The sequence below is a fragment of the Heyndrickxia acidicola genome (assembly GCF_001636425.1).
Classification (GTDB): Bacteria; Bacillota; Bacilli; order Bacillales; family Bacillaceae_C; genus Bacillus_AE; species Bacillus_AE acidicola.
Window position 1 is genome coordinate 4,340,393 of sequence record NZ_KV440953.1, and the last position, 17,585, is coordinate 4,357,977.

Here is a 17,585-nt window from a genome sequence, read left to right on the forward strand (position 1 = left end):
AATCTAGGATACACAGGCTTCAGGCTTGAAAACAAAATGATGCGTGATTCCTCACTTATTACGGATTTAACTATTTTTAGGAAAAATGACAATCTATGCGAAAACAGCCTCGAAAAAAATACACCCAAAAAAGTTATTGACCCTGGAAAAAATTGAATGTAATATTACCTTTGTGATATTTTTGTAACATAAATGTAACATTAGGGGGCTTTAATATGAAAAAAATGAAAAATCTACTTATTGTACCTGCAGCTGTGCTGACTTTATCTGTTGGCAGTTTAACTGCACAATCAACGATTTCTTCGGCTTCTGTTAAAAACGATGTTGCCGTAAAACAAGCAGTAAACAAAAATGTGGTAGATACAGCAAAGAGTTTAGCAGGCACACGGTACCTTAAGGGCGGAGATACGCCAAAAGGCTTTGATGCATCAGGATTTACACAGTATGTATTGAAGCATTCAACCGCTAATATCACGATTCCCCGCAAGATTAGCGATCAATGGAGCAAAGGAAAACACGTGAAGCAGTCGGAGCTGAAGCCGGGCGATCTTGTGTTTTTTAAAGAATACGGCAAAACACCTAATCTAGTAGGAATATACATTGGGAAAAATCAATTTGCAGCAACGACCGTAAAAGGCACGAAAATCTACTCGCTGTCTCAAACATATTGGAAAAATGCATTTGCCGGGGGAGTCCGCTATGATCACAGCGTGCCGTCAGCCGCTGTAACAAAATGGGTGGAGCATCACTATAAAAATAGTAAATTTTTAAGATATCCGCAAGTGACAGGCTTGGCCAGCAAAACGGCAGAACAAAAGATAAATGCTGCATTTTTAAAGCATATCCAAGGGTCTTATAAAGCCTATTTAGAAATGCTGAAAGAAGAGAAAAATGATCATACCAAGCATTTTCCTTATCAATATGATGTCTCTTATAAAGTGCAATATGCATCTGACAATCAATTAAGTCTATTATTCTATGACTATGAATACACAGGCGGAGCGCATGGAATGACAGCTGTAACCTCCTTGAATTTTGATGCCAAAACGGGAAAACAATACAATTTGACCGACATTGTGAATACGAAAAGCAAGATATTAAAAGTTCAAGAATATGCTTATCAGGTTCTGCATAAACAGTATCCAGATTTTGTTCAAAAAGTAAGTGATGTGGCGATTAATAAAAATACGCAATTTTACTATACAAAAGGCGGCATCTACTTGCTTTTCCAAGAATATGATGTCGCTCCTTATGCAGCAGGAAATCCTGTTGTGAAAATTCCGCAGTCTCTTTATAAATAATATAGAAGAAAGGCGCTGAATCTGCATGGATCCAGCGCCTTTTTCATAATAACAAATGCAGCTTATGTGATCGGCATGTCTCCTTCCTGCAAAATGTCAATATCCAGTTTTCCTTTATCTCAGTCGGGGACTACGGAATTCGTACGCCGATGAACAAGGCGCTTCCGCTTTTCTCTGTCTAGCTCCAGCGCCTATCGGCTAGCGAATTTCTCCGTCCCCTCCCTGCGATAAGTCAACAACAGCTCGTGAAGGGCCTCGCTGTGTATCCTTTATCTCAGTCGGGGACTACGGAATTCGTACGCCGATGAACAAGTCGCTTCCGCTTTTCGCTCAATCCGCCATCTTTTTCTTCATCCTAGTAAGCTTCATTAAAAAATAGACAGGAATCCCTGCTGCCAATCCGCACAGTCCCCATATGAGCTGCTGCGTGGAGGCTTGTGTTAACAGCCAGATACTGACGATAACAGCAAGAATGGGGATAACCGGCCCGAATGGGACTTTAAAGGTTCTGGTTAAATCCGAACGTTTTTTTCTTAAAACAATAATGGAGAGACAGGTCGGCAAATACTGGGCAAATCGGGAGACCACGCTAATGGCTGCTAATTGGGCAAAGCTCCCTGAAAGAGCAAGCGGCAGTGCAAAAAGAACGGTGAAGAAGATGGCCCAGGCAGGTGTGCCAAACCGGCTGTTTTTTGCAAGAAAAGATGGAATTAACCCATCGTTCGCAAGGGCTACGGCAGAGCGAGGGGTGATAAAGGAAGCGGCGATATTAATTCCAGCAATGGAAATGAGCGTTCCAGCTAAAATGATAGTGGCGCCGGCATGGCCGATAAAATGCTGTGTCGCCTGTGCCAATGGAGCTTGCGAAACGGCAAGCTTCGGTCCAAGTGTACCTTCTGCTACGGTTTGGATGAGCACATAAAAAAGGGAACAAATAAATATGACCATGATGATTGCTTTAGGAATATTTTTTTCAGGGTTTTTCATGTCTTCCGCCGCAACAGCTAATGACTCAAAGCCTGTAAATGCGTAGAAAATCAGTAAAGCTGCAGCTCCAAATGCTCCATGCTTGTAGGTGCCATGTGGAAGAACAGGGGTAAAGCTGTTCCCATGGATAAAAAAGATTCCTACCGCAACGAATAATAAAAGGGGAACCAGCTTTGCAATCGTAATCACATTATTCAATAGCTTCGAAACACTGACGCCTAAATAATTTATCGCTCCAAGCCAGACAATGATGACTGTCACCACTATGTTTTTAACAATGCCTTCCTTAGCTGGCTCCCACACCACCCCCAGAGCTGTGGAAAAGGCAGCAGCCATAGCAGCCCAGGCAATAATGCCGATCGCCCATTTCATAAACCCTACTTCAAATCCGATAAAGCTGCCGAACGCTTCTCTTGAATAAACGTAGGGTCCTCCATTTTTCCTGAACATTCCTCCGGCTTCGGCAAAGCATAGTGTAAGAGATAAAACGAGAATGGCATCAAAAAGAATGACTGCGATACTCAACGGACCCATTAATGCGGCTGCCTGATTGGGTAATAAAAAGATACCCGACCCAATGATTCCGTTAATTCCCAGCAAGACGATGCTCCAAAAGCCTAATTTCTTTCTATGTTCCATGGTGAGAAACCTCCTTTTTGTTCGCTATTAAAAGCGTCCAGCCCAAAAGGCTATCCTGAACTAGGTTTACCCTTAATAATCAGAATTTAGGCATAATTATATTATTTTATGGAGTGACATGATATATGAAAATAGAACTAATCCTAAATGCTCAATTAATATGAAAATATTACAAATAAAGTTATCTATTTTATAAACTATCGTTTAAAATAATAGTGTGTAATGTTGAAGGGAAGATGATCAGATGCGTGCTTCAAGGGTATTCATTTTTATGTTGTTTCTCTGTTCGCTCGGAGCGGTGATTTGGTTAAACCGCAGTTTTATGCCAGTTGATCCCTACATGAAGGCACTTTTTTTGTACTGGGTATTTTCGAGCCTCTATTTCCATCTGCGCACAATTAGCAAGCAAGGAAACATAACGGTAGATTACGGGATTAATTACAGCTTATCTTTTGTTCTATTTTCAGGATTGCTCGGCTTACTACTATTTGAATTGCTTTTTAATATCACCGTACATATTTATAAAAAGTGGACAAAAATCAATGAGCCTGATGAAATCATGCATACCATTTATAACATCGGTTCCTTTGTTCTGCAAAATGTGGCAGCTTATCTGGTTTTTCAGTATACCTATCCATTTTTTCATTCGTTCCCTTTTGGATATTGGATTTTAATGGCCATTTTGGTTACCATCACTGCGATTCTTTCGGATGCCTTCCTTATCACCGTTTTTTCTTTACTGGGAGAAATGAAAACGCGGAGGGATATTCTGGAGTTTATTAAAAGCAGAAGCCTTTTGGATATGGGCAAAACGGCTATTACCAACGGAATGCTTTTTTTGTTTGTAAAAGATCATCAATGGGAGCTGCTCTTGGCATTATTCATATTAAACTTCCTGGTAAGCCGTTCCTTCATTAATAAAGCTCAAAACCTTGAGAACGTGGTGGAAAGGGACAAGTTCAAAGAGATGGCGTATACAGATTTCCTTACAGGGGTCTCGAACAGAGCTGCGATGGCCAAAGAGATGGAGAAACTGAATGAGAGCGGCGAATGGATTGGGATCGTGGTAGCGGACATGGACGAATTTAAAAAAGTGAATGATACCTTTAATCATGCCATTGGCGATCAGGTCATTCAGCATTTCGCGAATACTTTGAAAAGCATTCTGAAGAATGAGGATTTTTTATTCCGGAGCGGAGGAGAAGAATTCACTCTTTTTCTCAGGAACCGGGAGTACGAAGAGACTGTAGCGCTGCTTGAAGGACTTCTTCAAAAAATTGAAACAGGTAAAGTAGAAGTGGAGTTTAATGGAGAACAAACCGCAGTTTCTTACACGGCATCCTTCGGCTTATATTTTTACAAGGTACATCAGTGGGTTGCCATGGAGAAAGGATATGTCTATGCAGATCAATTATTGCTGCAATCGAAGGAGGCGGGTAAAAATCAATTATCTTCCATAAAACAAGGATCATATCCAGCACGTGAACAAACGGTGCTGCTATCCAATCAGCATGGGTAGCCGTTTTATTTAACTGTTTTATACATAGTAGACGTAGAAAATAGTTTTTACCTTCCACTGGAAAAATAGATCATTCTGCCGATATTAGTAGAAAGGTTTTTTCAAGTGGAAAACATCATTGCGAAAGTATTTAGGGGTGTGTCTATGGTCACCTTATCACAAATGAAAGATCAAGTCATGCTGCATGGGGAGTATTCCACTCCAATAGTCATTCTTTCAATCGCCATCGCCTGCATTGCGTCCTATACGGCCTTGTCATTGAATGAAAGGATTAATCGGCATAGTTTTTTTCATCGGAATGTCTGGCTGGGTCTCGCTTCCTTTGCTATGGGTCTTGGAATCTGGTCCATGCATTTTATCGGGATGAGTGCCTTTATGCTGCCTATCCCCATGAATTATGATATTTTCACCACCATCATATCGATCCTGCCGGCGCTGGTTGCTTCCTACCTGGCATTCTATATTGCCAATCGAACGAACCGCACCCACTGGCCTTATGCCTTGGCCGGTATTGTCATGGGCCTGGGGATTTCTGCCATGCATTATATTGGAATGGCGGCCATGAGAATGGAAGCCGTCGTCTATTATAAAAGCGGGATTGTCTGGCTGTCCGTCGGGATTGCTATTGTGGTTTCATACTGTGCTCTCTATATTTTTTCCTTTTTACAAAAATACATGGAGAAGCATTGGCTGAAAATTCTCACCTCCATTACGATGGGATTCGCTATTGCGAGCATGCATTATACTGGAATGGCAGCCATTGTGTTTTATGCCGATCATTCTTTTTCCAATAATGAAATGCAGAACATGAATTTTATGTTTTTAATAGCTGCCGTGACCATTGGTATGTTTCTCGTATTGGGGCTGTCCGGTTTATCCGGTTTATTGGACAGGTATGTAGAATATCGCTTGAATTACTTTGATGCCCTGACACTGCTGCCTAATCGCCGCCAGTTTGAAAAGGACATGAGGGAATATGGCCAAACCGGCAGCCTGGCGATTGTCCATCTGCAGGATCTTGAAAAGTGGAATAGCCGCTATGGATATTCTTTCGGGGACAAAATCATCCAAAACGTGAGTAAAATCCTTCTGCAGCTTGCGCCAGGCATATCAAAGGTTTACCGGATTGAAGGAAACCGATTTGCTGTTCTTGGAAATAATCCTGATCGGGAAGAGTTAAAGCGGGCAATGGAGATTGTAGCCTCTGTGCTATCGAAACCCATCATGATGGATGGACATCGTACCATCATTGAAATGGTGTGTGCTCTTTCTCATACAAGCGGGGAAGAGGAAAAGAACCAATTGTTTTCACATGCAATGGCAGTTCTTCATCATTCCTCTCCCCGCTATCGCCATCAAGTTGTCGAATATGACGCGGCTGTCCATACCTATGCGTTTGAGCGTTATTTGATTCAGGACATTGAACGGGCGATGGAGGAAGAGGAATTATTTCTGGTGTACCAGCCAAAGGTTGGACTGGAGTCAAGAAAAATTCTTGGGGTGGAAGCGCTGCTGAGGTGGCAGCATCCTAAATACGGATTTGTGTCCCCGGCTGTTTTTATTCCCGTATTAGAAGAAAGCGGGAAAATGAACAAAGTAACCAATTGGATCATCTCTCAGGTATGCCAGCAGATTGCCAGATGGGATCAAGAGGGATTTAAGGACTTTCAGGTAGCAATTAATATTCCGGGATCTTATTTTACCTCGCCATTATTGATGAAGACGCTTAAGGAAAGTGTAGCAAAGTACAAGGTGAATAGCCGTTGTATTGAGCTTGAAATTACCGAAACCAGTGTCATTCATAATATTGAAAGTGCCATTCGGGCGGTTGTTGAGTTTGAGAAATATGGCTTTTCGGTTGCGCTGGATGATTTTGGAACAGGGCTTTCTTCCCTATCCTATTTGAGGAGGCTGCCTATCACAACGTTGAAAATTGATAAAACCTTTGTTGATGAGGTGCCTGCTTCGGTCAAGGATGCTTCCATTGTAGAGGCTATTATAGCATTAGGACATTCGCTTGATCTAAATGTAGTCATTGAAGGGGTGGAATGGGAGGAACAAGTAGAATTTTTATCCTCGTTATCCATTAACCCTATCATCCAGGGCTATTATTTTTCAAAGCCGCTGAAAGCAGAGGAGCTCGTTTCATGGATCAGCGATTTCTCCCCTGTATTGGTATAACATGTAAGGACTTCGGAAGGAAACCAATTGACGTTTCCGGAAGAGGTCTTTTTTTAAAGATAAATTTTTATTAAATAGTTTAGTATTAAGGTACTCTGTTGTTTTTCAGCACAGCTGAAAATGAGCTGAAAAACGAGCAGAATTTTATGGGATTTTAACACTTTAAAGCAAAGAAGGGGTCAGACCCCTTTAGTTGACTAAAGCATTCACCATTTTCGGGTAGATTTATTTAAAGTTTGAATTTTTAATGGTAAAATGTTATTAATGCTTCCATTAATCTATAAAAAAGAGTATTATTTTCTAAGTTAAAAAGACCTTATTGTTGAGGTAGAAATGAAGATTTTACTGTACAATAGTAAGTGTTGAATATGGAAGCAAACCAGGCAGGATTACAGACATAAGTTAAATTGATAGATATACATTGCAAGATAACACCTATTCTACTAAAAACATCCACAAGCAGCCGGCTTTTGAGTTTTCATTTGCAGCCTGCCCCGGGTAACACCAAATTAAACGACTGTCACTATCCACGTGAATCCTTTTTTGTCAACCAAATCCGTTGCTCCGTTCATTAAGTCATTTGCATCAAAATGGGAAAGTAGTGTGAGAGATGAAAAATAAAAACAAAGAGAAAAAAGAGCGGAAACAGCTGCCTTGGCGCTTAAATGTGTTGTTTTTTATTGTGTTTCTTTTATTTTCCGCTCTTATCCTGCGATTGGGAATCGTCCAAATTGTTCAGGGAAGCCAGTTTACGAAACAATTAAATCAAACCGATGAAGTCACTGTTAATACCTCTATGCCCCGCGGACAAATTTTTGACAGAAACGGCAATTTAATCGTGGGAAACAAAGGCTTAAGGGCCATTACCTACACACGCAAGGGCAATGTACAGCCGCAGGATATGCTGAATGTGGCTGAGAAACTGGCAGCTATCATCAACCAGGATTCAACCATTGATGTGAAATCCATTACACTAAGGGACCGCCAGGATTTTTGGATTTTAAAGAACCCTGATGCAGCAAAAGCGCTGATCACTAAAGCTGATATGGAAAAGTATAAGAACAACCCTAATTCCAATGATCTGCTTTATCAGCTCCAGCTCAGCCGGATTCCGAAGAGCCAATTGAATTTTTCTAAAAGCGACCTGGATGTTCTGGCTATCTACAGGCTGATGGCAGCAGGGACAAAGCTGACACCTGTCATTATCAAAAATCAAGGTGTAACAGATAAGGAATTTGCTTATATTAATGAGAACTTAGATAAGCTTCCCGGTGTAGATACGGAAATAGACTGGGAACGATATAACACGTTTGCCACAAAAAATGGCCAAGCATTATTGAACTCGATACTCGGGAATGTATCTACTGCGAAGGAAGGCCTGCCGAGTGATTTGGCCAACTATTACCTTTCACAGGGATACAGCCGGAATGACCGTGTCGGTAAGAGTTATTTAGAATACGAATATGAAAATGTCCTGCAAGGGAAAAAAGAAGTAGTGAAGGATACACCGGATACTTCAGGAAATGTCGTCGGCACACAGGTAATTTCACCAGGGCAAAGAGGAGATGACATTCAATTAACCATTGATGCCAAATTCCAGGCTGCCGTGGAAAAAATTATTGAGGATCTTCCGAATATCGAAAAAGCCTCCATAGGCGGTTATCAGCCATATTCAGACCGTGCCTTTGTGACAGCGATGAATCCGAATACGGGTGAAATTCTGGCCATGGCCGGCAAGGAATGGGTGAAAAATAAGAAAACAGGCGGTTATGACATCCAGGATTATGCCCTAGGAAATATAAACTCTGCCTATCCAGTTGGATCGGTTGCGAAACCAGCCACTCTTTTAACAGCTTATCAGGTTGGGGCCATTAACTTTAATACACGTTTTAATGATGATGGATATTTGAAATTTGCCGGAACGCCGATGAAGAAGTCATGGAATGTTTCCGGACTTGGAGACGGCTTAACGGATTTACAGGCTCTAGCCAAGTCTTCCAACGTCTATATGTGGCGTGTTGCTATGGCAGTAGGCGGACAGAAAACGTATGTTCCGAATATGAAATTAAATATTAATAAAGTTGATGCAATGGATAAGTTCAGAAAATATTTCAGCGAGTTCGGGCTAGGTGTGAAAACCGGTATTGATCTTCCTGGCGAATCATCAGGTGTAAACGGCGGCATGCCGGATCAGCCTGGTAAAGTACTTGACTTTGCGATTGGCCAGTTCGATACGTATACGCCGCTTCAGCTTGCCCAATATATCTCGACCATCGCAAATGGCGGCTACAGAATGCAGCCTCATATCGCAAAGGATATTCGGACACCATCTACCGATATGACACAGCTTGGCCCGGTTTCCCAGGATTTCGAACCAACGGTGTTAAATCAAGTGGATTTTAGCCAGCAAAACATTGACCATGTAAAGCAGGGGTTAATCGATGTACTTCATGGCCCGCATGGAACAGGGGTAGGGCACTTCCCATTGAGTGATAAGTACGGTTATAAAGTAGCCGGTAAAACAGGTACTGCGCAAAGTGTGTACGTAGGGGAGCGTTCTAAATCAGCTGTAAGCAACAATATGTGGAATGAAACGTTTATTGGATATGCACCATATGACAATCCTCAAATTGCCATTTCGGTTATCGTTCCATACACAAACAGTGAAACGCATGCCAACTTGACTATTGCGGACCGCGTATTCGATGCCTATTTTCAATTGCAAAAACAAGAAGAAAACAGCCAAAATGCCAACGATCCTGCCAGTGAAACGCAGGTTGCCAATGTAAATCAAGCAAAAGCGGCAGGCGGACAATAATAAATATGGCACTTTGAACTTAAGTAATGAGGGTGACTCAAAAGGCGGTTATAAGCGGCCTATTGAGTCACCTCTTTTTATTTTTTTGCAAAAAAAGGGAAGAAGAAAAATTGATACGAATAAAAGCATGATGTCTATCTGCAAAGAATCCATTTGAGCAGAAAAGAACAGGCAGGAAGAATAGCGCTGAGCATATCTAGTAATACCCAATGATCGTTTGGGCTCAACGTTAATTAGAGTGGTAGGCAAAAGACTCCTGCAAGTTAAGAAAGTTATTGGGGGATCCCCATAAGCATGCACGATGTGGTGCCACTACCACCCACGGAAAGCGAGTATTCGGAGTGAAAATCAACCTAAAAGACGATCAGAAAGCATCCTATGTCTATGTACAATCCCAATTTGGATTTAAATCAAAGGTTGATTGGAGCGGGATACGCGAGACTCCAGCGGGATCAGCGGGCCTTAAGGAGACCCCCCACAATCACTGCGACGAGGAGCATCCTCTATCGATTCCTGAAGCGGGATTCTACAACGAAAACCAACCAGCAGGATGACCAGGGCACTTCCCATAGCTTTCTTAAATCCTATTGTTGATCTGAATCTAAAGTTGATTGAAGCGGAAGGCACGAGACTCCAGCGGGATCAGCGGGCCTTAGGGAGACCCCGCAGGAGCTTGCGACGAAGAGGCTCCCGGCCGGCCGCGGAAAGCGAGTGCCTGCAGCGGAAATCAACCCAGCAGGATGAATAGAACGCTGCCTATATCTATGTACAATCCCAATTTAGATTTAATTCAAAGGTTGATTGGGGAGGGATTCATTTTTCATGAAAGCTGTATTTGCTTTCAAATGCAAAAAGGAACCGCCATTTTGAGCGGTTCCTGAAATTTTTATTTATTGGCTGTGTTTAAGACGCTAAGCGAATGGTTAAGTGCAGATTTACACTGATTTGTATTAGGGTTTCCTGAGCGGACTGCTGCCAGCACGATGTCGATGGTTCCATCAATTTTAGACCATGTAGCGCCATCTATTTTTCTAAGTTTAGCCTCTGATGCATCCCATTGATGTTCTAAATCGTCCGCTCCGGTCTTCGCTTGAGCAAAGTGATTCGTGGTCACATTCTTAAGCATACTATTTTCAATACTAACAAAATCATTTAATTGTCCTTTTAAACTTGTTTGTGACGAGCCGTTATTTGTATTTGCGCTCTTTAATACAGTAAGTGAATGATTGATGGCAGATGTTGATTTATTCGCATTAGGACTTGATGACCGAACCGAAGCTAGTACAACGTCAATCGTTCCATCAATTTTAGTCCAGGTACTACCATCAATTTTTCTAAGCTTCGCTTCCGATGAATCCCATTGATGCTCCAAATCATCCGCATTTTTCTTAGCGGCAGTAAAATTACTTGTATTCACATTCTTAAGCATATCATTTTCAATTTTAACAAAGCCGGTTAACTGTCCAGCTAAGGTAGCACTAGATTGTGATGCTATCACGTGATTGCGCCAAATATAACCGCCAATCCCGACAACTAAGAAAATACACAATACCGCAATCGTTTGGGTTAAAACATTTTTCTTGCTTCCCTTAGTTTCGGATGCTTCATTTTTAGGTGAAATATCAATTTTTGAAACCGCGAGGAAAATAATGATGGCAAAAATTGCGATTAGGAAAATGATACTTGTAATGGTTGTTCCCAAACCTAATCCGCCACTCACCTTTGGCTGTGACAGGTAATCCCCTAAGGATGCTCCAAGTGGACGAGTAAGAATATACGCTATCCAAAAAGCCAATACTCCATCAAGCCTTAAGAATTTCCAGGCAAGCCATATAAGCGCAATAATAATAATCACGATGATACCTGTATGAAGATAACCAAGCCCCAGCTGTTCGGAATATAAATCTCCTACTGCAGTTCCAAGTGCAAATGTAAATAGAATGGTCAACCAATAGTAAACTTCTCTTTTTCTTGTAAAAATGGAATGGATTGAAAGTGTTTTTTCACTGAGATACCAGAATAAAAACGTTAATCCCAGAAGAACGGAGAAAACGGCTGTGCTAAGCTCAAGGGGCACTCCTATTCCGTCGGTCAAATTATCCGTTACCAGCGTTCCAAATACACTTATAAGAACAACGGTTGTCCAATAAATACCCGGTACATACTTAGTAGCTCTGAATTGAAAATATAAAATGATAAAAAAGGCTATACCCATAATGATGGTGGTAAGAGTTAATCCAAGTCCAACGTTAAAATTAATGAAATCAGCAAATGTTTCACCGACAGTAGTACATAAAATCTTGATTATCCAGAAGTAAATCGTAACTTCCGGTACCTTGCTAAGTAAAATTTTCATCTTGTTTTGATTCGTTTCCATAGTTAATTCCTTTCTTAACTTGGTGTTCTGCAAATTGTGTTTTTTCATCGATCCATTTTTACACGGATAATTTTTTTATCTTGGGATCAAGTGTCATGCTACATGGTGCCCTGCTGCTGCCTCCTATTCGCTTACTAGTGTTTGGAATGAATAACACTGTTTAATAGATAGACCATCTTTTAAAAAAGTTCACCAGTCTTGAGCCATAATTGGGATGAAAGGGGATAATTAATCAAATCTTTACATTCTTAACAATTCCTTAACAAAAGTTCATATTAAATGGGAACGTGATTCTTAAGGGGGGTAAGGATATTTTTTGGGGGCGGCTCGTTCTCACTGGGGATTTTGTTATCCACATTGCAGACTCTTCCAATATGTTTGTGCAATCCAAAAAAAGTCAATTTACTCTATTATCTTCTTCAACTGAGTTGAAACAGTTGATGATCTAAGAAACCATGTTCATTGAGTAAAAAGAGAAAACAAAAATCTGTGTTTTCATCATTAACGGATTCTGCTTTGGACCGGCAGCTTGATTTTAATCCTTTCATAGCATGAGGAAAAAATTAGCTTCGGTCAATGATTGATCACGAAATACATCATAAAGGGCAGATCTTTCCTTACGCTCGGTTAATTGGAATTGAAAAACTGCCTGAATACATACGATAAAAAAATACGAAGAAAAAGGCCATCCCGTTTTTCGAAATGGCCTTTTTCTCTGTTCCTTACCCATTTGATAAATTATCCTTTAACATGTTGCTGACTTTTTGTTTTTCCTGATCGCTGACGTGGAAAAAGTAGACGCCGCCCTCCGTTGAGCCTGTCCCCTGAACTTCGTATTCCTGGACATTGCTGCGGGCATCGCGATAATTAGATGCAATATTTTTCATGTCATCCAGCGTCAAATTGGTTTTTACATTATTCCCAAGAGCTGCAAGTATTTTTGTGTAGCTTCCAATGGACTGGATTTTAGCTGCTTTATTCATAATGGCAGTCAAGACTTCACGCTGGCGTTGGTTTCTGCCAAAATCTCCGTTTGGATCCTCATGCCGCATGCGGACATATCCAAGGGCTTCCGGCCCGTTCAATGTAAGGTTGCCTTTTGTGTAGTGGAAGCCTTTTTTATAATACCCTTCATCGGTCCAATCCACCGTGTTATAAACCGTGACGCCGCCGACTGCATCAACGAGCGCACTTAATGCTTCCATATTAATGCGAATATAATAATCCAATTTAATGCCAGTGAAGTTTTCAATTGTCTGCATGGATAAAGCTGGACCGCCGTATGCATAGGCTGCGTTGATTTTATGTACTCCCCGGCCCGGAATGGTCACTTGGGTATCACGCGGAATGCTGACAATTTGCATTTTTTGTTTTTCAGGATTGACGGTTACGACCATGGTTGAGTCTGAGCGTCCCACGTCATTGGTGCGTTCATCTACTCCTAGTAGTAAAATGGAAATTGGCTGGGGGGCACTGCTCGTGAGTTTAGGAGGTGTGTGATTTTTCAGCTTGATATCGACATGCATTTTAGTGGCTGCTGTCTGGACCGAATTCCACAGGTAAAATCCGTATCCCCCAATGGCTACAATAATGACTGCGATTGGAACAAGAATAAATAGTAGTTTCTTTTTCATTTTTTGATTGTCCTCTTTCTTAATTTTAGACAAACGTCTTAAACTTTCTTTATATTCCTAATATATTAATAGTTTACTCGTTTTCCTTATAATAGGAAATACCTTTCGAAAAGATTTATGGTACGGGAAAAAAGTGTTGATGTTTTATCAACACTTCATGTCAATAGTTTTATCCATTTTTTACGTTTAGCCTGTTCATTTACGCTGCAGGCCTTCTCTTGCCGCAGGCGAAAGGGGGATCCTGCTAAGCGGGGTCTTCTACCTTGCATGAGCCTCCCATATCATTTTTTAAAAATGAATAAATTCCCCGATAGCAATGATTACAATAATCACTCCGCTAATGATCGTTCCAAATTGCCCTAGATTCCAGGAACCGATTCGTACTGAAGAGAGCTTATATCCAAGCTTAATCCCAATCCAGACACTGATAAAGCTTCCGCAGGCTGCGGTTAATGAAATAACAAATGGGGAGAAGCCTAGTAACCCGGCGCCCAATCCATTTGTCAGGGCATTTGCTGAAAGGGCAATTCCAAGAACAATGGCTTCCAGCCAGCTGATTTCCCCTGACTTATCCCGGTCTGCGGACTCTGGATTTTTTAAAATGCCCGATAGTCCGTGAGAAGACTGCTCAGAGGAAGCATTGGCTGTGTTTTTTTCTTTGTCCCGCGGTACTGCCAATAAGATAATTCGAATGCCAATAATGATCAGTATAAAGGCTCCGGCCAAAATGGGGAAGATTCCCGGAAGAATTTTGGACAGCCAGAGTCCAAACGTAATTCCTGCCTCGCTCATCAGGAAGCAAATAAAGGCAATGATAAAGTTTGCAAACAATCTTATTCTTATTTTTCGTATCCCGTAAGATATGCCCACACCTAAATTATCTATACTGGATGAAAAGGCAAAAGCCAATATGAGAATCCATGACAAATGGCATCACTCCTTTTTGCCATTGTATTAGTCCAATTGTTAAAAAGTGCTTGTCACCTAAAAAAGTGTTGATTCCCTTTCAACACCCCTTGTAGCCGTTTAAAATAATCGAGAGAAGATTAAATCGCGAGGAGGTAAATTATGGGATAAGAAAGAATATCTATATAAATAAGAAATAGAAAAAGGAGGTGGGGACAAGGGAATGAAGAAGCCACTTTATCTGCTTACAGCACTTCTATTGGTAAACGGATGCTCTTCTGAAACTGTAAATCATACATCATCACAAGGGAGCTGGGCAACGGGCAATTTAATAAACTTTCACCATGTATCCTATACAGGCACAGACAAAACAGTGGAAAAGGTGGAATCAAAGATCGGAACAATTGCTCAGTCATCTACAAACGAACAGGATGAGAATGATGAGAATTTTTCCAATACGTATCCAAAAGGGACCAATCTCTATAAAATTCCCGGTATACCGATCAAAGAAGCGATTGCGATTGAAGTAAGGAAGCATCATTATGTAAAAGCAGTTAAGTGGAAATAACTGTGCCTAACACCAGGCTCGCGACTAAATGAACATAAATGGAAGCTTAACCATATTTAAAATATTGAGAAAAATATTTGACAACGCTTTCATAGGCTAGTATGATTAGACTATAAGTTAATACTTGTGACGGAGAAGCGGAGACTCACACAGATGCCTTTTAGATTAGGGCTTATTCTGTTGTGAGTCTTTTTTCGTTGCAAAAATATAGTAAAAAAAGAAGAGGGGGAGATTGTTTTGACGCCGTTTGCTGCAGAGGTTATTGGAACCATGATCTTAATCATTTTTGGAAATGGGATTGGAGCAGGATCTTCGTTGAAGAAATCCTATGCAAACAATGCAGGGTGGATTGTCATCACCATTACTTGGGGGCTTGCAGTGACAATGGGGGTGTTTGCCGCAGGCTCGGTCAGCGGTGCGCACTTAAATCCTGCTGTAACGATAGCGATGGCGATCAATGGAAGCTTTTCTTGGTCGAGTGTTCCAAGCTATATTCTGGCACAGATGATTGGTGCCATTCTGGGGGCAGCTATTGTTTTCCTTCACTATTTGCCGCACTGGAAAGCAACAGATGATCCAGCTGCGAAACTGGGGGTTTTTGCTACTGCACCCGCTATTCAACATACATTTTCTAATCTTTTAAGTGAAATCATTGGTACATTTATTTTAGTACTTGGACTGCTGTTTATTGGAGCAAATAAATTTTCAGAAGGGTTGAATCCTTTGGCAGTGGGCTTGCTCATCGTGGTAATCGGTATGGCACTGGGAGGAACTACAGGGTATGCCATTAACCCTGCCCGTGACCTCGGCCCTCGTATTGCACACTTCTTGCTGCCAATTCCGGGAAAAGGAAAATCTAATTGGGGCTATGCCTGGATTCCAGTAGTCGGTCCTATCTTAGGCGGGGCACTGGGGGCTGTATTTTATAAAGCTGTTTTTAAAGGCGATGTTACCGGCCTTTTCTGGGGCATTCTTGCTCTGAATCTGGTAGTCTTAATTTTAGCCTACTTATTTGGCAAAAAATCTGAAAATGAAATGGATAAGTCCAAAATTGCAGCGTAATGTACAAACAAAGGGAAGAAAAAGAGACTAAATCACAATAGAAATGGGGAGATCGAATGGAAAAATTGATTTTAGCATTAGACCAGGGGACTACTAGCTCACGTGCCATTCTTTTTAATAAAAAGGGAGAAATTGTTCACGTATCTCAAAAAGAATTTACGCAGCATTTTCCAAAGCCGGGCTGGGTTGAGCATGATGCAAACGAAATTTGGGGCTCCATTCTATCGGTCATTGCGTCTGTTCTATCAGAAGCAAGCGTTAAGCCTGAACAGATTGCAGGGATCGGGATTACAAACCAGCGTGAAACGGCCGTTGTGTGGGATAAGGAGACAGGAGCACCGGTTTATCACGCGATTGTGTGGCAGTCCCGCCAAACAAGTGAAATTTGTGAGGAACTGAAGGCCAAAGGATTAAATGATACATTCAGAGAGAAAACCGGTCTCTTGATTGATGCCTATTTTTCAGGAACAAAAGTGAAATGGATTCTCGACAATGTGGAGGGGGCCCGGGAAAAGGCAGAGCAAGGGAAGCTGCTGTTTGGAACCATTGATACCTGGCTGATCTGGAAGCTTTCCGGAGGCAAGGCCCACGTAACGGATTATTCTAATGCCTCCAGAACCCTTATGTACAATATTCATGAGTTGAAATGGGATGAGGAGCTCTTGGAGATTCTGGGTGTTCCGAAATCGATGCTTCCTGAAGTCCGCCCATCCTCTGAAGTCTATGCCAATACGGTGGATTATCATTTCTTTGGAAAAGAAGTGCCAATCGCCGGGGTGGCAGGCGACCAGCAGGCAGCGTTATTCGGCCAGGCTTGTTTTGCAGAAGGAATGGCAAAAAATACGTATGGAACCGGCTGCTTTATGCTGATGAATACAGGCGAGAAGGCAGTTCGCTCTGAAAATGGTCTCTTAACAACGCTTGCCTGGGGATTAAACGGAAAAGTGGAATATGCACTTGAGGGAAGTATCTTTGTCGCAGGCTCTGCCATCCAATGGCTCCGTGACGGGCTAAGAATGTTCAAGGATGCAAAGGACTCAGAAAGCTATGCTTCCCGTGTGGATTCTACTGATGGCGTATATGTGGTTCCTGCTTTTGTCGGCCTTGGAACCCCTTACTGGGACAGTGATGTGCGCGGAGCTGTATTCGGCCTGACGCGCGGAACGTCAAAAGAACATTTTGTCCGTGCCACTCTTGAGTCGCTTGCTTATCAGACGAAGGATGTACTCGCAGCGATGGAGGCGGATTCAGGAATTGAATTAAAAACGCTCCGTGTTGATGGAGGAGCGGTTGCGAACAATTTCTTGATGGAATTCCAAAGCAATCTCTTGAATGTCCCAGTTGAGAGGCCGGTTGTAAGTGAAACCACTGCTTTAGGTGCTGCCTACCTTGCAGGACTGGCAGTCGGCTATTGGGAAAGCCAGGAGGAAATCTCCAAACAATGGGCGGTAGACCGCCAGTTTGAACCAACCATGCAGGATGAGGAGCGTAATGGTTTGTATGACGGCTGGAAAAAAGCTGTCCATGCGGCCATGGCTTTTAAATAAGAAATAACGGGAATGAAGTGAAAAGAACTGCCGGGCATGCAAGAGA

The 17,585-nt window shown here is 41.8% G+C and carries 13 protein-coding genes; 9 read left to right on the forward strand and 4 right to left on the reverse strand.

Translation table 11 applies throughout. From position 1 onward, the window contains the following. Positions 1 to 215: 215 nt before the first annotated feature. Entirely contained in the window at positions 216 to 1,301 is a 1,086-nt protein-coding gene (locus tag A5N88_RS20220) for an NlpC/P60 family protein (RefSeq protein WP_066269377.1), read from the forward strand. A gap of 330 nt (positions 1,302 to 1,631) precedes the next feature. On the opposite strand, the gene A5N88_RS20225 is transcribed toward A5N88_RS20220, so the two are convergent. Next, positions 1,632 to 2,927 (reverse strand): APC family permease, encoded by a 1,296-nt coding sequence (locus A5N88_RS20225; RefSeq protein ID WP_066269380.1) that lies wholly within the window; start codon positions 2,925 to 2,927, stop codon positions 1,632 to 1,634. Positions 2,928 to 3,282: 355 nt separating this feature from the next. Here A5N88_RS20225 and A5N88_RS20230 point away from each other — a divergent pair, with 355 nt between their 5' ends. From A5N88_RS20230 to A5N88_RS20245, 4 genes are all read left to right on the forward strand, one after another. Beyond that, positions 3,283 to 4,446, forward strand: coding sequence for a GGDEF domain-containing protein (locus A5N88_RS20230; protein ID WP_232317601.1), 1,164 nt, complete (start codon positions 3,283 to 3,285; stop codon positions 4,444 to 4,446). Positions 4,447 to 4,590: 144 nt separating this feature from the next. Continuing rightward, entirely contained in the window at positions 4,591 to 6,627 is a 2,037-nt protein-coding gene (locus tag A5N88_RS20235; protein ID WP_066269385.1) for a bifunctional diguanylate cyclase/phosphodiesterase, read from the forward strand. A 610-nt stretch (positions 6,628 to 7,237) separates the two neighbouring features. Further along, complete coding sequence (locus A5N88_RS20240; RefSeq protein WP_066269386.1) at positions 7,238 to 9,445, forward strand: peptidoglycan D,D-transpeptidase FtsI family protein; 2,208 nt, start codon at positions 7,238 to 7,240, stop codon at positions 9,443 to 9,445. Between the two features lie 341 nt (positions 9,446 to 9,786). After that, positions 9,787 to 9,999: a hypothetical protein gene (locus A5N88_RS20245; protein WP_157090739.1), complete on the forward strand. Its 213-nt coding sequence runs from the start codon at positions 9,787 to 9,789 to the stop codon at positions 9,997 to 9,999. Positions 10,000 to 10,331: 332 nt separating this feature from the next. Here A5N88_RS20245 and A5N88_RS20255 read toward each other — a convergent pair whose 3' ends face one another. Continuing rightward, positions 10,332 to 11,822 (reverse strand): hypothetical protein, encoded by a 1,491-nt coding sequence (locus A5N88_RS20255; RefSeq protein ID WP_066269391.1) that lies wholly within the window; start codon positions 11,820 to 11,822, stop codon positions 10,332 to 10,334. Between the two features lie 576 nt (positions 11,823 to 12,398). Between A5N88_RS20255 and A5N88_RS24510 the strand changes: the two genes are divergently transcribed. Beyond that, complete coding sequence (locus A5N88_RS24510) at positions 12,399 to 12,488, forward strand: DinB family protein (protein WP_157090740.1); 90 nt, start codon at positions 12,399 to 12,401, stop codon at positions 12,486 to 12,488. 56 nt (positions 12,489 to 12,544) lie between these two features. Here the strand turns inward: A5N88_RS24510 and A5N88_RS20265 are convergent, their stop codons facing one another. Together A5N88_RS20265 and ytaF are read right to left on the reverse strand one after the other, a co-directional pair. Continuing rightward, positions 12,545 to 13,456, reverse strand: coding sequence for an LCP family glycopolymer transferase (locus A5N88_RS20265; RefSeq protein WP_066269395.1), 912 nt, complete (start codon positions 13,454 to 13,456; stop codon positions 12,545 to 12,547). Between the two features lie 288 nt (positions 13,457 to 13,744). Beyond that, positions 13,745 to 14,383: a sporulation membrane protein YtaF gene (ytaF, locus tag A5N88_RS20270; RefSeq protein WP_066269398.1), complete on the reverse strand. Its 639-nt coding sequence runs from the start codon at positions 14,381 to 14,383 to the stop codon at positions 13,745 to 13,747. A gap of 202 nt (positions 14,384 to 14,585) precedes the next feature. Here ytaF and A5N88_RS20275 point away from each other — a divergent pair, with 202 nt between their 5' ends. From A5N88_RS20275 to glpK, 3 genes are all read left to right on the forward strand, one after another. After that, entirely contained in the window at positions 14,586 to 14,930 is a 345-nt protein-coding gene (locus A5N88_RS20275; protein ID WP_083953238.1) for a hypothetical protein, read from the forward strand. A gap of 237 nt (positions 14,931 to 15,167) precedes the next feature. Then, positions 15,168 to 15,992: an MIP/aquaporin family protein gene (locus tag A5N88_RS20280; protein WP_066269399.1), complete on the forward strand. Its 825-nt coding sequence runs from the start codon at positions 15,168 to 15,170 to the stop codon at positions 15,990 to 15,992. Positions 15,993 to 16,048: 56 nt separating this feature from the next. After that, on the forward strand, positions 16,049 to 17,539 hold the full coding sequence (glpK, locus tag A5N88_RS20285) for a glycerol kinase GlpK (protein ID WP_066269400.1): 1,491 nt from the start codon (positions 16,049 to 16,051) through the stop codon (positions 17,537 to 17,539). The last annotated feature ends 46 nt before the right edge of the window (positions 17,540 to 17,585 follow it).

Bases quoted from the DNA above. Each gene is read 5' to 3' on its own strand.
- A5N88_RS24510 (WP_157090740.1), top strand. From the start codon at position 12,399: ATGATTGATCACGAAATACATCATAAAGGGCAGATCTTTCCTTACGCT.
- A5N88_RS20240 (WP_066269386.1), top strand. From the start codon at position 7,238: ATGAAAAATAAAAACAAAGAGAAAAAAGAGCGGAAACAGCTGCCTTGG.
- A5N88_RS20225 (WP_066269380.1), bottom strand. From the start codon at position 2,927: ATGGAACATAGAAAGAAATTAGGCTTTTGGAGCATCGTCTTGCTGGGA.
- A5N88_RS20220 (WP_066269377.1), top strand. From the start codon at position 216: ATGAAAAAAATGAAAAATCTACTTATTGTACCTGCAGCTGTGCTGACT.
- glpK (WP_066269400.1), top strand. From the start codon at position 16,049: ATGGAAAAATTGATTTTAGCATTAGACCAGGGGACTACTAGCTCACGT.
- A5N88_RS20265 (WP_066269395.1), bottom strand. From the start codon at position 13,456: ATGAAAAAGAAACTACTATTTATTCTTGTTCCAATCGCAGTCATTATT.
- A5N88_RS20255 (WP_066269391.1), bottom strand. From the start codon at position 11,822: ATGGAAACGAATCAAAACAAGATGAAAATTTTACTTAGCAAGGTACCG.
- A5N88_RS20275 (WP_083953238.1), top strand. From the start codon at position 14,586: ATGAAGAAGCCACTTTATCTGCTTACAGCACTTCTATTGGTAAACGGA.
- A5N88_RS20235 (WP_066269385.1), top strand. From the start codon at position 4,591: ATGGTCACCTTATCACAAATGAAAGATCAAGTCATGCTGCATGGGGAG.